Here is a 15,102-nt window from a genome sequence, read left to right on the forward strand (position 1 = left end):
CTCGCCCAGATAAGCCGCGCGCACTTTGGGGTCGTGCAGCATGTCGCCGGCGGGCCCGGACAGGATGATCTCACCCGACTCCATCACATAGCCTCGATGGCTGTTTTCCAGCGCCAGGCGCGCGTTCTGCTCGATCAGCAGGATCGTCACGCCTTCGCTGGCGATGGTGCGAACCACCTCGAAGACCTTCTCGACCATCAAGGGCGCCAGGCCCATCGATGGCTCGTCCAGCAACAGCAGCTTCGGGCGCGCAATCATCGCGCGACCCATCGCCACCATCTGCTGCTCGCCCCCGGACAAGGTGCCTGCCGCTTGCTTGCGGCGTTCGGCCAAACGCGGGAACAAAGTGAAGACGCGGTCGGTGTCCTGCCGAACCTGCGCCGCATCGCGACGGATGTACGCGCCCATCGCCAGGTTTTCCTCGATGGTCAACTGGCCGAAGATACCGCGACCTTCCGGCACCATGACCAGGCCCTTGCGGACCAGGTCATGCGACTTCTGGCCGCCGATCGATTGCCCGCCGTAGACCACTTCGCCGCCGGCCAGCGGCACCAGGCCGCAAATGGCGCGCAACGTCGTGCTCTTGCCGGCGCCGTTGGCGCCGATCAGGCACACGAGTTCGCCTTCGTCCACGCGCAGGTCGATCGCGCGCACCGCGCGGATGCCACCGTAGGCCACCTGCAAGCCGCGCAGTTCCAATAAGGGTTGGGATGCCGTCATGTTGCCGGGCTCTCCTTGTGAATCAGCGGATCCTGGGCCGCGCCGGCGCCCAGGTACGCTTCGATAACCTTGGGATCGCGTTGCACCTGGGCAGGTTTTCCCATCGCCAGCACCTTGCCGTATTCCAGCACCAGCACGCGGTCGCACAGCCCCATGACGAGCTTCATGTCGTGTTCGATCAGCAGGACCGTAACGCCGTCGCCGCGGATCTTCTCGACCAGCTTGCGCAGCACCACCGTTTCCGACGCATTCATGCCGGCGGCGGGTTCGTCCAGCGCCAGCAGCTTGGGATCCGTCGCCAGGGCGCGCGCGATCTCAAGACGGCGCTGATCGCCGTAAGGCAGCGAACGCGCGACGTCGTTGGCGCGATGGCCGATGCCCACGTAATCCAGCAGCTCTTGCGCCCGCGCCTCGATGGCGGCCTCTTCGGCACGCGTGCCTCGCGTGCGCAGCACCGCGCCCAGCACGCCGGCCTTGGTGCGCATGTGGCGGCCGATCATCACGTTCTCGATGGCGGACAGGTTGGCGAACAGGCGGATGTTCTGGAAGGTGCGCGCCAGGCCCGCGAACGCGACCTCGTGCGGCTTCTTGCCCGACAGGGACACACCGTTGAAGGTGCAGCTGCCCTCTTCCGGGATGTACAGGCCGGTCAGCACATTGAACAGCGTGGTCTTGCCCGCGCCGTTCGGGCCGATCAGCCCATAGATTTCGCCTTGCTCGATATCGAAGCTGACGTCCGACAAGGCCTGCAGGCCGCCGAAGCGTTTGCCCAGGCCCTGCGCTTGCAGCAACTTGCTCATGCTCCGCCTCCTTGCGCCTTGGTCGCGAGTTCGCGCTTGCGCACCGCTGACGGCCACAGGCCCGCCGGGCGGAACAGCATGACGCAGACCATCGCCAGGCCGAACAGCAGCATGCGGATGCCTTCGGGGTCCAACACCACGGCGCCGAACACCATGTGCTGGAAGGGTTCGACCACCGCGCGCAGGAATTCCGGCAACGCCGCCAGGATCAGGGCGCCCAGGATCACGCCGGGGATATGCCCCATGCCGCCCAGCACCACCATGCACAGGATCGAGATGGATTCCATCAGCGAAAAGCTCTCGGGGCTGACAAAGCCCTGCATCGACGCAAACAGCGCACCCGCGACGCCGCCAAACGAGGCGCCCATCGCGAAGGCCAACAGCTTGATGTTGCGGGTGTTGATGCCCATCGCCTTGGCGGCGATCTCGTCCTCGCGGATGGCTTCCCATGCGCGCCCGATACGCGAATTTTGCAGGCGCACGCACACCACGATGATGATGAGCGTCAGCGCCAGCAGCAGGTAGTAGTACTTCTCGGGCCCGGTGAACCGGATGCCGAACAGGCTTTCCGTCCGTCCGAACGCAAACTCGCCCACCTTGAAGGTGTCGATGCGGTTGATGCCCTGCGGTCCGTTGGTGATATTGATGGGCGCGTTCAGGTTGTTCAGGAAGATGCGGATGATTTCCCCGAAGCCCAGGGTGACGATCGCCAGATAATCGCCTCGCAACTTCAGCGTTGGCGCCCCCAGCAGCACCCCGAACAGGCACGCCACGGCCAGGGCGATCGGCAGGATCGCCCAGAACGGCAGATGCAGCCCGAAGTGCGGCGATGCCAGCAAGGCCCAGGTATAGGCGCCCACCGCGTAAAACGCGATGTAGCCCAGATCCAGCAGGCCGGCAAAGCCCACCACGATATTCAGGCCCAACGAGAGCATCACGTACAACAACGCGAAGTTGAGGATGCGTACCCAGCTTTGGCCTGCCATGCCGATCACAAACGGCAGCACCGCCAGCACGATACCAATCAACGCAATGCCGATCAGGTTGCGGGTCGACAGCCCGCTGGTTTTCAACGTGGCGTTCATGCGCGGTCCCCCACACGTTCGCCCAGCAGGCCGGAGGGACGGAAGATCAGCACCAGCACCAACACGAAGAACGCGAACACGTCCTGGTAATGGCTGCCGAGAAAACCGCCGGTCAGGTCGCCGATATAACCGGCGCCCAGCGATTCAATGATGCCCAGCAGCAAACCGCCGGCCATCGCGCCCACCATGTTGCCAATGCCGCCCAGCACCGCGGCCGTGAAGGCCTTCAGGCCCAGCATGAAGCCCATCGTGTATTGCGACACGCCGTAATAGGTCGCGACCATCATGCCCGCCACGGCGGCCAGGGCCGACCCGATCAGGAACGCCGCCGAAATGACCGTATTGATGTTGACGCCCATCAGGCCCGCCACTTCGCGGTTCTGCGCGGTCGCGCGCATCGCCGTGCCCAGGCGGGTCTTGTGCACCACGGCCAGCAGGCCGCCCATGATCAGCGCCGCGATCACCACGATGGCGATCTGCAACGAGCTCATGCGCGCGCCGGCGAATTCGAACACGTGGGGCGACAGCACCTGCGGAAAGTTCAGGTAGTTGCGGCCCCAGCCCATCATCGCCACGTTCTGCAAAATGATGGACACGCCGATCGCCGTGATCAGCGCCGCCAGGCGCGGCGCGCGGCGCAGCGGCCGGTAGGCCACGCGTTCGGCCGTCCAGCCCACCGCCATGCACAGCGGCACGGACACCAGCAGGCCCACGCCCAGCACCACGAACGCGGACACGCCGGGATCGCCGCCCACCAGCGATATGGCGATGGTGGTGGCCGCCATGGCGCCGATCATGACGACGTCGCCATGCGCGAAGTTGATCAGCCCGATGATGCCGTACACCATGGTGTAGCCAAGGGCGACCAGGGCGTACACGCTGCCTAGCGTGACGCCGTTAATCAGTTGTTGAATGAAGATATCCATAGGGGCCGCGGAAATAAGCCTGGAAAAGTCGCGCGAGCCGCGCGGCCGGAGCCGTCACGGGCCGGGCGCGGGATGCGCGCCGCACACGCCGGGCGGCGCGTGCGGACAGAGCGGGCGGACGCCGGCATCGCCGGGGGCCGCCCTGTTCAACCCGCCTTAGTTGGCTTGGCTGACCATCGTTTCAACCATCTCCCACTTGCCGTTCTTGACTTCGTAGATGGTGACCGAGATTTCCTTCAGATCGCCGTGGGCATCGTAGGAGATGTGCTCGCTGGTGGCGCCCTTGCGGTTCAGCTTGGCCAGCACGGGCAGGTACTTCTCGGGCTTGGCCGAGCCGGCCTGCTCGATGGCGCTGATCATGTTCCAGGCGCCGTCATAGGCGTAGGGCGCATAGACGCCGGGGGCTTTCTTGAAGCGGGCCTGGTAGCGTTGCTCGAAATCCTTGCCTGCGGCCATCTTGTCCAGCGGCACGCCGGCAAGCGACGCGAAGGTGCCGTTGGCGGCGTCGCCGGCCAGCTTGATGAACGTATCGCTGCGGGTCATTTCACCCGACACCAGCGGCGCCTTCAAACCCAGGGTGGCCAATTGGCGCTTCATCGGGCCGGATTGCGCATCCAGGCCGCCGTAGAAGATCGCGTCGGGCGCCGAGCCCTTGATGTTGGTCAGGATGGCCGTGAAGTCATTGGCCTTGTCCGTCGTGTATTCGCGGCGGACCACTTCGCCGCCGGCGGCCTTGACGGCCTTTTCGACCTCATCGGCCAGGCCTTGGCCATAGGCGGTGCGGTCGTCGATGATCGCGACCTTCTTGGCCTTCAGGTTCTGCACCATGAACTTGCCAACCGCGGCGCCTTGCTGCGTGTCGCTGGTCATCATGCGGAACGTGGTTTCGTACCCCTGCTTGGTGTATTCGGGCGAAGTCGCCATGGCGATCTGGGGCAGACCGGCCTCGTGATAGACGCGCGACGCGGGAATCGTCGTGCCGGAGTTGAAGTGGCCGAGGATGCCCACGACATCCTGGTCCACCAGTTGCTGCGCCACCTGCACGCCCACCCGCGGATCAGCTTGGTCGTCGCGCGACACCAGCACGAACTTGGCCGGCTGGCCGTCAACCTTGATGCCCTTCTTGTTCGCTTCTTCCAGGGCCAGGTTCAGGCCGTTCTGCATGTCTTCGCCGTAGTGCGATTGCGGGCCGGTCAGCGGCGCGGCGAAGCCTAGCTTGATGTCGGCGGCCTGCGCGGCGGCGGTCATGCCGACGGCGGCGATGCTGGCGGCGAGAAGCTTCAAAGTGGTGCGGAACTTCATGGGGAACCCTCCGGGATGTCGGACTTAAGGCCTTGTTATACCTGAGCTTTTAGCCAGGCTTTTGGTTTCTTTTACTACCGCAGGCCCGGCGGTGGCCAGGTCCTGCGCATGCATTTTCTGCAAAGTCCGAATGCCGGGTTGCGACAAGCGGACTTGAGGTGCGACCGGATTTTGCTTCCAGTGCAACCTTGGCCGATATTGGAGATAACCCTTGGTTACTCGGCGATAACCCCCGACCCCTCGGAGGTTACCGCGCGGTCACTTTTTAGCCGATGGTCATGAGGCTGGCGTTGCCCCCTGCCGCGGCCGTATTCACGCTGATGGAGCGTTCAGTCAGCAGGCGCTCGGGCACGTAGCCCGCCCCCGCCGCCAGGGCGTCGGACGTCAGGCCGTGCACCGACAAGATGGCGCCCGGACGCTGCGCAATGCGCTGGTTCAGCGCTTGCAGCGCATCGCCATCGCCTTCGAACAGCACCGCCTGGTAATCCGCCTGATCGACCTCGTCGTCGGCCAGAATGCCGGCCTGCCCCTGCTGTTCGGCATCCAGCGTGGCCAGCAGCGCTTGCGCGGCCGGCGTATCCGCGAACCAGGCGTGGTTGCCCGTCAGGCGGGCCACCGACCATTGCGCCCGCGCGCCGGCTTCGGTGGCCGCCACACAATACACGGCGCCACGCGGTTCGACCATATAGGTGTTGGTCTCGCCGGTCGGGCCGGGCAACGCAATGCGCTGCGGCAACGGCGCCGCGGCGTCCAGCGCGGGGGGCAAGCCGGCCGGACGCGTGCCCAGCAAGCGATACATGTACAGCGGACCGCCCGCCTTGGGACCGGTGCCGGACAGGCATTCGCCGCCAAAGGGCTGCACGCCCACCACCGCGCCGACGATGTTGCGGTTGACGTAGACGTTGCCGGCGTGGACCTGCCCCGTCACGTGCGCGATCGTTTCGTCGATGCGCGTATGCACGCCGAACGTCAGGCCATAGCCCGTGCCGTTGATGGCATCCAGCAAGGCGTCCAGTTCCTCGCGCTTGTAGCGCACCACGTGCAGCACCGGGCCGAACACTTCACGCGTCAGTTCGCTGATGTGGTCGATTTCGATGATCGTGGGCGGCACGAAGGTGCCATGGCGGCACTCGCCGTTCAGCTCCACCTGGTCCACGCGATGGCCCGCCGTGCGCATCGTTTCGATGTGCCGCTGGATGCCATTGCGGGCTTCGGTATCGATGACGGGCCCCACGTCCACCGACAGGCGGTCCGGGTTGCCGACGCTAAGCTCGCGCATCGCGCCGCGCAGCATCGTCAGTACGTAATCGGCGTTGTCTTCCTGCACGCACAACACACGCAGCGCCGAGCAGCGTTGGCCCGCCGAGTCGAAAGCCGAGCTCAGCACGTCGAACACCACTTGCTCGGACAGTGCGGACGAATCGACCACCATCGCGTTCTGGCCGCCCGTTTCGGCGATCAGCGGAATGGTGTGCCCATCGTCGTCCAGCCGATCGGCCAGCGTGCGCGCGATGATGCGCGCCACGTCGGTCGACCCGGTGAACATCACGCCGCGCACGGCGGGGCTGGCAACCAGTTGCGCGCCCACGGTTTCACCGCGGCCCGGCAGCAGCTGCACGGCTCCCGCAGGCACGCCGGCCGCGCGCAGGATGGCGACCGCTTGCGCGGCGATCAGCGGCGTCTGTTCGGCGGGCTTGGCCACGACGGTATTGCCGGCAGCCAGCGCGGCCGCGACCTGGCCCGTGAAGATGGCCAGCGGGAAATTCCACGGGCTGATGCACAGCACCGTGCCCAACGGGCGGTGCGTGTCGTTGCTGAATTCCTGTTCGGCCTGGTCGGCGTAGTAGCGCAGGAAGTCCACCGCTTCGCGTACTTCGGCGATGGCGTTCGGCAGCGACTTGCCGGCTTCCCGCACGATCAGGCCCAGCAGGGTCTGCATCTGCTCTTCAAGCAATTGCGCCGCGCGGCGCAGGCACTGCGCCCGCTCTGCGACCGGTGTCGACTGCCAGATGGGCGCGGTGTTGGCGGCGGCGCGCAACGCGGCGTCGGCCTCGTCGGCTTGCGCCTCGATCACATGGCCCACGACGTCGCGCAGATTCGCGGGGTTGCGCACTTCAATGGCGCGCGCCGCGTCCCACGCCTGGTCGCCCTCGCCCAACATCGGACCCGCGCGCCACGGCGTGCCGGCGCTGGCCAGCAACGCGGCGGACAGCGATCCCAGCCGGTGTTCGTTGGTCAAGTCCAGGCCGGCGGAATTGGCACGGGCGCCCTGCTGCGGATTGCCATAGAGTTCGCGCGGCAGCGCGATCTTCTCGTGCGGCGCGCCCAGCGGCACAATGCGCGAGGCCGCCTCCACCGGATCGGCCACCAGCGTTTCGACCGGAATGCTGTCGTCGCCGATCAGGTTCACGAACGAGGTGTTGGCGCCGTTTTCCAGCAGACGGCGTACCAGGTAGGCCAGCAGCGTTTCATGCGTGCCGACCGGCGCATAGATGCGGCACGGGCGGTTCAGCTTGCCTTGGGCCAATGGGCCGACCACTTCGTCGTACAGCGGTTCACCCATGCCGTGCAGGCACTGGAACTCGTATTGGCCGGGATAGTAGTTCTGGCCCGCCAGTTGATAGATCGCCGCCAGCGTGTAGGCGTTGTGCGTGGCGAACTGCGGGTACACGGCTTCAGGCGCGCCCAGCAGCTTGCGCGCGCAAGCCAGGTAGGCCACGTCGGTGTAGAGCTTGCGGGTGTAGACCGGATAGCCTTCCAGGCCGTCCACTTGGGCACGCTTGATTTCGCTGTCCCAGTAAGCGCCCTTCACCAGCCGCACCATCACGCGGTGGCGGCTGCGGCGGGCCAGGTCGATGACGTAATCGATGACGAACGGCGCGCGCTTCTGGTAGGCCTGGATGACGAAGCCGATGCCGTTCCAGCCGTCCAGCTCGGGCGCGAAACACAGCGCCTCCAGCAGGTCCAGCGAAATCTCCAGGCGGTCGGCCTCTTCGGCGTCGATGTTCAAGCCGATATCGTAGCTGCGGGCCAGCGCCGTCAGCGCTTTCACGCGCGGCAGCAGTTCCGCGATGACGCGTTCGCGCTGGCTGCGGGAATAGCGCGGATGCAGCGCCGAGAGCTTGATCGAAATGCCGGGGCCTTCGTAGATGCCGCGGCCGGCCGCGGCCTTGCCGATCGCGTGGATGGCCTGCTCGTACGATGCGTAATAGCGGTCGGCGTCTTCGGCCGTGGTCGCGGCCTCGCCCAACATGTCATAGGAATAGCGGAAGCCGCGTGCTTCCATCTTACGGTTGTTGGCCAGCGCTTCGGAAATCGTCTGGCCCGACACGAACTGTTCGCCCATCATGCGCATGGCCATGTTCACGCCCTTGCGCACCAGCGGCTCGCCGCCCTTGCCGATCAGCCGGGTCAGCGCCTTGGACAGCGACTGCTCGCTGCTCACGGCCACCAGTTTGCCGGTGATCATCAGGCCCCAGGTGGCGGCGTTGACGAACAGCGATTGCGAACCGCCCATGTGCGACTTCCAATCGCCGCGGGCGACCTTGTCGCGGATCAGCGCGTCGCGCGTGGCGCGGTCGGGGATGCGCAGCAGCGCTTCGGCCAGGCACATCAGCGCCACGCCCTCCTGGCTGGACAACGAAAATTCCTGGATCAGCCCTTCCACGCCGCCGCCGCTGCGCTTGCCGCGCAGCTTCTTGACGAGGTCGGTCGCCATCGCGTGAACCTTCTCCAGGTTCGGCATGCGGGCCTGGCCCAGCAGCAGCGGCACGCATTCCGGCTCGGGGCGGCGGTAGGCCGCGGTGATCGCGGCGCGCAGCACCGACTGCGGCTGCACGTCCTGGCCAAACTCGTAGAACGGCGGCGTGGGTGCCGACTGGTTGTCGCCCGCCTCGTCTTCCGTGCCGGTATCCAGGCCCAGATGCGACATTTCGGCAGGCAGATGGCCGCGTTCGATCTTGTCCAGGTAGGCAAGGATCGCCTGCTTGTGCAGCCAATGCGGCGTGCAGTTGAGCTTGTGCGCGGCCGCCTTCAGGCGGTCGCGTAGTGCGTCATCGACTTTGACGCCAAGGGTCGTGCTGGCCATAAGAGATTGCTTCCTGTCGCATGGCAAAGGTAATACCGGATCCGAAAAGAACCCAGCATGGGTAGGACCGTATGCTAGACAGGTTGCAACCGCGTTTGTATTAAGGTTAACCCTAGGTTAACCATTTGAGATCACGCAAATTTCTCAGTCTTTCAGTGCCGAACAACCCAGCATCTGCACGGATCCGGAGCCTGCGGGAGCCTGGCCGCGCATCGCCGAAGCCATTACCCCGGCCAGACTGGCCACGGCGCGCTGCTGCGCGGCAATCAGCGCTGGCACCCCGGCTTCCGAAACGGGTTCCGTGACCAGGCTGCGGCACAGCAGGCCCGTCCCCTTCATATTCACGGGCCTGACACGCCAGGTGGCGTCCAACTGCGCCATGCTGCCGGAGACGAGGTCAAAGCGCTGCACGTCCGTCTGTACGCGCCACACGGCCGCGCCCGGACCGGGCTTAACCGCTTGCACGTCCAGCGCACCCAATTCCCGCTTCAGCGCATCCGACAGCGCGCCGCGCAACTCGTCGCCCAGCGGTGAACTCCAACGTTCCGAATACAACGCCGACACGCTGCCATCGCCCGTGCGCACCATCAGTTGCGGCTGATCCGCCTGAGTCGACAGGCTGACGGGTTGAACTTCGATCAGGAAGCCCGCTGGCGCCGAGGCGGACGCGCGCGCCGGCGCAGCCGGCCCTTGCAGGGTGTAGTAGTGCACCGGTGGCGACGAGCCGCAACCCGCCAGGGCAGCGCCGGCAACCAGCAAGGACAGGACGGTACGCATCGGGGAAATAGTCATGTTCTTCAGTTCCTGACAGGGCCTGCGCCGGGAATCGGGTCATTGCCGCGGCCGCGCAGCAAGGCTTCGGGGTTCGATTGCAGGAAGTCCGCCAACGCCCGCAACGAACGCGCCGCGCGGCTCAGTTCCTGCATCGCCTTTTCGGTATTGACCGGCAAGGACGCGTCAGAGGCCAGCATCGCATTGATGTTCGCCATCGACTCCTTGGCCTGTTTCAGCATGCCTTGCGCTTCCGGCGCCACCTGCTTGTCCAGGCGGTTCATCAGCTTGGACGTGCTGGACAGCGTCGTGCGCAGGTCTTCGCCAATCTTGTCGAACGGAATCTTCTCGATCTTGGCGACGATATTGCTGACCTGCTGCTGCAGTTGGTCAAGATTGCCCGGAATCGTCGGGATGATGGCGGGATCGGACGGCGTGAACTCCACCGGCTTGGCATTCGGGAAATCATCCAGCACGACATACAACTGGCCGGTCAGCAGATTCGACGTGCGCAGTTGTGCGCGCAGGCCGTGTTTGATCATCACGCCCAGCAAGCGGTTACCCGCCACGTCGCCGTCCTTCATCGCACGGTTGCGCACTTCTTCGTACACGCGGCCCAGGCGTTCCGGATACAGCGTGGCATCCACCAGCGAGTAGAAGCGCTTGGAAACCGGGTCGAAGTCCAGGTTGATCTGCGTGACGTTGCCCAATGTGATGCCGCTGAAGTCGATCGGCGCGCCGACCGTCAGCCCGCGGATCGACTGATCGAAGCGCATGCGGATCGGGAAGGCCTCGCCATCCGGGTTGGCACGGGCGGCCGACTCGGTGGGATACAGGTCGAACTTCGCGTCCGCGGGCGCCGGCGAGGCGCCGTCGCGGGCGCTCTGGACGGGTTCGAACGCCACCCCGCCGACCGCCATCGACACGAGCGACTGCGTGCGCACCTTCAACCCATCGGCGTTAACGCTGAAGTCCACGCCGCTGGCATTCCAGAAGCGCGTGCCGTTGGTCACGAACTTGTCGTTCGGCGCGTCCACGAACACTTCGACGTTCACCGCGCCGCCGGTCTTGTCCAACGCGTAGCCGATCACACGGCCCACATTGATGCGGCGGAAATAGACCGGTGAACCGATGTCCAGCGACCCGAGGTCGGATGCCTTCAGCACGAAACGTTTGCCCGCGCGGTCATGCGTGACCGCGGGCGGAATTTCCAGCCCTTCGAAACTCAGCTTGGTGGCCTTGCTGGTGGACCCGTTCTTGCCTTCGACCGCGTCCACGCCGATATACGCGCCCGACAACAACGTACCCAGGCCCGACACGCCGCTCACGTCCAGACGCGGCCGGACCACCCAGAAATTGGTGCCTTCGCGCGCCAGGTCGGCCACTTCCTTGGCCAGTTCGGCCTGCACGACCACCTTGCTGCGGTCGCTATTGAAACCGATCGACTTGACCGTGCCGATGTTCACATCTTTGTAGCGCAGCTGGGTCTTGCCCACTTCCAGCCCTTCGGCCGTGTTGAACGAAATGGAGATGTCGGGACCTGCCTGCATCCAGGTGCGCACGACCAGGGATATGCCCATCAGCGCCGCCACGATCGGCACTAGCCAGATCCATGAGATCCGGCTCTTCTGCTTGCGCGAAATGGTCGGCGATTGGTACTGCTTTTCCTCACCGGATCCAGGAGCTTGGTCGGACATCAATTTTCCTTTTTCTTCTTAAGCGGGGACCCACGATTGTTGCTAGCCCACTTCTTTACTGGTGACGGGCGCCACTGGCCCCCGTGCGTGCTGCTGCGCCTGGGTCGGGGAAGCCCTACCCTCGACCTCAGGCGCCTCGATCTCGCTCTCGCCTTCCAGATCCCAACTGCGCCGCAAGTCGAAGCTCATGGCCGCCAACATGGTCAGGATCACCACCACGCCAAAGGCCGCGGCGCCGGCGCCCGCACTGATTTCCATCAGTCCCTGGAAATCGGCCAGCGCCGCCAGCAATATAACGACAAAAACGTCCAGCATCGACCATTGGCCGATGAACTCGACCATTTGATACAAGCGGGTACGCGGACGCAAATTGGTCGTGCTGCGCCATTGCTCGGTCAACAGCAGCAGAATCAACGCCAGCAATTTGGTCAAGGGCACGGCGACGCTGGCGATGAAGACGATCAGCGCGATGTCCCAGGACCCCATTTCCCAGAGCTCGACGACGCCGCCCAGGATGGTGTGGGCGCTGTCGCCCAGCACGGAACTGACCTGCATGACCGGCAGCACGTTGGCGGGAATGTAGAACACGACCGCCGCCAACAACAGCGCCCACGTGCGGGCCAGATGGTCCGGTTTGCGATAGTGCACGATCGCATGGCAGCGCACGCAATGGTGCTCTTCTTCGGGGTCCGCGTCGCGGGGCAACGCCTGCACCTGGCCGCAGACATGGCAGCCGGCCAGCACCGTATCCGGCGCGCTTTCAGGGATGTGCACGGGCACCACGCCCGAAGATTCCGCGAAACGCCACAGCACATGCGGCGACAGTCGTCCCAGCATGGTCAGAAGAATGGTCAGCACGCCAAAGGCGCCCAGCCCGATACCCGGCGACACCGCGGCCATCCCGGCCAGCTTCACCACCGCCACCAGCACGCCCAGCAGGAACACGGGCACCATGCACCACGGCCGCAGCACGCCCAACAGGCGCATCGCGCCCCGGAAGGCGGCGGGCTCGCGGCCTTGCGACAAAGGGCCCAACACCCAGAGCAACACGGTCAGTTGCAACAGCGGCAACACAAAACCGGCCAGCCCCGTCATGACGGCGACCACCCAATGGCCTTGGCGCCAGGTGATGGAAATAGCATCCAGCAGCGATGCTTGCTGCACCATGCCCTGAACGGACATGGAAGCGACCGGATAGGCGTTGGCCACCCCGAAGATAATCAGGGCGGTGATGGCGAGGGCCAGCCAATTGGACAAAGTAAGCCCGCTGTATCGCCAGAGTGTGGCTCCGCAGCGGGCGCAATTGGCAGTCTCTCCAGGTTCAAGCTGATGTCGGCGATAAACGCTTGCGCAGTGTTCGCACTCGATCAGCGGCTGGCGGTCCGCGGTCATCAGTCGATCAGTTCAACTTCCTGCTTATCCGGCGCATCCGACGAAGGCGGCTTGCCGCCGTCGTCGAAGTCCAGCGTCACCTTGCCCGCATCGTCCAGGTCGACCGTGACCGAACCACCATCGACCAGCTTGCCGAACAGCAGCTCGTCGGCCAACGCGCGGCGAATGGTGTCCTGGATGAGACGTTGCATGGGACGCGCGCCCATGAGCGGGTCGAACCCCTCCTTGGCAAGGTGTTCGCGCAGTTTCGTGGTGAACACGGCTTCCACGCGGCGCTCATGCAATTGGTCTTCCAGCTGCATGAGGAACTTGTCCACCACGCGCAGGATGACCTCGCGGTCCAACGCGGCGAACGGGATGATTGCATCAAGGCGGTTGCGGAATTCGGGCGTGAACATGCGGCGGATTTCCGCCATTTCGTCACCCAGCATCCGCGAATTGGCAAACCCGATCGACGGACGGTTCAAGGTTTCGGCGCCCGCGTTCGTCGTCATGATGAGGATGACGTTACGGAAGTCCGCCTTGCGGCCGTTGTTGTCGGTCAGCGTGCCGTGGTCCATGACCTGCAGCAGGATGTTGAACACATCCGGGTGGGCCTTTTCGATTTCGTCCAGCAGCAGCACGCAATGCGGCTGCTTGGTGATGGCTTCGGTCAAGAGGCCGCCCTGGTCGAATCCGACATATCCCGGCGGCGCGCCGATCAGGCGCGACACGGCATGGCGTTCCATGTATTCCGACATGTCGAAACGCAGCAGCTCGACCCCAAGCGTGAACGCCAGCTGGCGCGCCACTTCGGTCTTGCCCACACCGGTGGGACCCGACAGCAGGAAGGCGCCGATCGGCTTTTCCGGCTTGCCCAGGCCCGAGCGCGCCATCTTGATGGCGGCGGCCAGCGCGTCGATGGCGCCATCCTGGCCGAACACGACCGTTTTCAGGTCGCGGTCCAGCGTGGCCAGCTTGCTGCGGTCGTCGTTGGAGACGGACTGCGGCGGAATGCGGGCAATCTTGGACACGATGTTTTCGATGTCCACCTTGCCGATCACCTTCTTCTGGCGCGAACGCGGCAGCAGGCGCTGTGCGGCACCGGCCTCGTCGATCACGTCGATGGCCTTGTCGGGCAGATGACGGTCATTGATGAAGCGCGCGGACAATTCGGCGGCCGCCGACAAGGCCGCAGCCGAGTAGCGCACGCTGTGGTGTTCTTCGAAGCGGCTCTTCAGCCCGCGCAGGATCTGCACGGTCTGCTCGACGCTGGGCTCCGGCACGTCGATCTTCTGGAAGCGACGCGACAGCGCGTGGTCCTTTTCGAACACGCCGCGATATTCGGTATACGTGGTTGCGCCGATGCACTTGAGCTGCCCGGAAGACAGGGCCGGCTTCAACAGGTTGGACGCGTCCAGCGTGCCGCCCGACGCCGAACCGGCGCCGATCAGCGTGTGGATCTCATCGATGAACAGGATCGCATCGGGGTTGCCGCGGATCTGCTTGAGCACGCCCTTCAGGCGCTGTTCGAAATCGCCGCGGTACTTGGTGCCGGCCAGCAGCGCGCCCATGTCCAGCGAAAAGACCTGGGCCGCCTGCAGGATTTCGGGCACTTCGCCACGCGTGATACGCCAGGCCAGGCCTTCGGCGATGGCGGTCTTGCCCACGCCGGCCTCGCCGACCAGCAGCGGGTTGTTCTTGCGGCGGCGGCACAGCACCTGGATCACGCGCTCGACTTCGTGCTCGCGCCCGATCAGGGGATCGATGCGGCCCGCCAACGCGGCGGCGTTCAGGTCGGTGGCGTACTGGTCCAGAGGCGACTGACGCGATTCGCCCTGCTCTTCACCATTGGTCTGCTGCTCTTTCTGCACGGCGGCGGACTCCACCTGGGGCTGTTTGGTAATGCCATGCGACAGGAAATTGACCACATCCAGCCGTGTCACGCCCTGCTGTTGCAGGTAGTACACAGCGTGGGAGTCCTTTTCGCCGAATATGGCCACCAGCACATTCGCGCCGGTGACCGGCTTCTTGCCGGTGCCGCCTGCGGAAACATGCATGATCGCGCGTTGAATCACGCGCTGGAAGCCCAGCGTCGGCTGCGTGTCGACCTCGGCGCCGCTGGGGATCACGGGCGTGTTCTCCGAGACGAACTGGCGCAGGTTGCGGCGCAAGTCATCCAGGTTCGCCGCGCAAGCGCGCAGAACCTCGACAGCCGAAGCGTTATCGAGCAATGCCAACAGCAGGTGCTCAACGGTAATAAATTCATGTCGGGCCGAACGGGCCTCGACGAAAGCCATATGCAGGCTGACTTCAAGCTCTTGAGAAATCACGCTTCCTCCG

General features: G+C 64.9%; 10 protein-coding genes. All 10 read right to left on the reverse strand.

The window, feature by feature from the left end:
• Positions 1-720, reverse strand: a 720-nt coding sequence (locus tag CQ050_RS08145) for an ABC transporter ATP-binding protein (RefSeq protein ID WP_105556322.1), incomplete at its 3' end; no start/stop codon positions are given.
• Entirely contained in the window at positions 717-1,520 is an 804-nt protein-coding gene (locus tag CQ050_RS08150; protein ID WP_105556323.1) for an ABC transporter ATP-binding protein, read from the reverse strand. The genes CQ050_RS08145 and CQ050_RS08150, both read right to left, overlap by 4 nt.
• On the reverse strand, positions 1,517-2,605 hold the full coding sequence (locus CQ050_RS08155) for an ABC transporter ATP-binding protein (RefSeq protein WP_105556324.1): 1,089 nt from the start codon (positions 2,603-2,605) through the stop codon (positions 1,517-1,519). The genes CQ050_RS08150 and CQ050_RS08155 overlap by 4 nt, the downstream gene beginning before the upstream one ends.
• On the reverse strand, positions 2,602-3,531 hold the full coding sequence (locus CQ050_RS08160) for a branched-chain amino acid ABC transporter permease (protein WP_105556325.1): 930 nt from the start codon (positions 3,529-3,531) through the stop codon (positions 2,602-2,604). The genes CQ050_RS08155 and CQ050_RS08160 overlap by 4 nt, the downstream gene beginning before the upstream one ends.
• Before the next feature lie 156 nt (positions 3,532-3,687).
• Complete coding sequence (locus tag CQ050_RS08165) at positions 3,688-4,833, reverse strand: branched-chain amino acid ABC transporter substrate-binding protein (protein ID WP_105556326.1); 1,146 nt, start codon at positions 4,831-4,833, stop codon at positions 3,688-3,690.
• A gap of 265 nt (positions 4,834-5,098) precedes the next feature.
• On the reverse strand, positions 5,099-8,920 hold the full coding sequence (putA, locus tag CQ050_RS08170; protein WP_105556327.1) for a trifunctional transcriptional regulator/proline dehydrogenase/L-glutamate gamma-semialdehyde dehydrogenase: 3,822 nt from the start codon (positions 8,918-8,920) through the stop codon (positions 5,099-5,101).
• Between the two features lie 144 nt (positions 8,921-9,064).
• The gene (locus CQ050_RS08175) at positions 9,065-9,712 is read right to left on the reverse strand and encodes a membrane integrity-associated transporter subunit PqiC (protein ID WP_369868262.1); all 648 of its coding nucleotides are present in this window, start codon (positions 9,710-9,712) and stop codon (positions 9,065-9,067) included.
• 5 nt (positions 9,713-9,717) lie between these two features.
• On the reverse strand, positions 9,718-11,388 hold the full coding sequence (locus tag CQ050_RS08180; protein ID WP_105556329.1) for an intermembrane transport protein PqiB: 1,671 nt from the start codon (positions 11,386-11,388) through the stop codon (positions 9,718-9,720).
• Between the two features lie 42 nt (positions 11,389-11,430).
• Positions 11,431-12,780, reverse strand: coding sequence for a PqiA/YebS family transporter subunit (locus CQ050_RS08185; protein WP_105556330.1), 1,350 nt, complete (start codon positions 12,778-12,780; stop codon positions 11,431-11,433).
• Positions 12,780-15,092, reverse strand: coding sequence for an ATP-dependent Clp protease ATP-binding subunit ClpA (clpA, locus tag CQ050_RS08190; protein WP_199196763.1), 2,313 nt, complete (start codon positions 15,090-15,092; stop codon positions 12,780-12,782). Before clpA ends, CQ050_RS08185 begins: the two co-directional genes overlap by 1 nt.
• Between the last annotated feature and the right edge of the window lie 10 nt (positions 15,093-15,102).

Source organism: Achromobacter sp. MYb9 (assembly GCF_002975275.1).
In the GTDB taxonomy this organism is placed as follows: Bacteria; Pseudomonadota; Gammaproteobacteria; order Burkholderiales; family Burkholderiaceae_B; genus Achromobacter.

Coding starts and splice junctions, on each gene's coding strand:
- CQ050_RS08175 (WP_369868262.1), bottom strand. CDS start 9,712: ATGACTATTTCCCCGATGCGTACCGTCCTGTCCTTGCTGGTTGCCGGC.
- CQ050_RS08185 (WP_105556330.1), bottom strand. CDS start 12,780: ATGACCGCGGACCGCCAGCCGCTGATCGAGTGCGAACACTGCGCAAGC.
- CQ050_RS08180 (WP_105556329.1), bottom strand. CDS start 11,388: ATGTCCGACCAAGCTCCTGGATCCGGTGAGGAAAAGCAGTACCAATCG.
- CQ050_RS08160 (WP_105556325.1), bottom strand. CDS start 3,531: ATGGATATCTTCATTCAACAACTGATTAACGGCGTCACGCTAGGCAGC.
- putA (WP_105556327.1), bottom strand. CDS start 8,920: ATGGCCAGCACGACCCTTGGCGTCAAAGTCGATGACGCACTACGCGAC.
- CQ050_RS08155 (WP_105556324.1), bottom strand. CDS start 2,605: ATGAACGCCACGTTGAAAACCAGCGGGCTGTCGACCCGCAACCTGATC.
- CQ050_RS08150 (WP_105556323.1), bottom strand. CDS start 1,520: ATGAGCAAGTTGCTGCAAGCGCAGGGCCTGGGCAAACGCTTCGGCGGC.
- CQ050_RS08165 (WP_105556326.1), bottom strand. CDS start 4,833: ATGAAGTTCCGCACCACTTTGAAGCTTCTCGCCGCCAGCATCGCCGCC.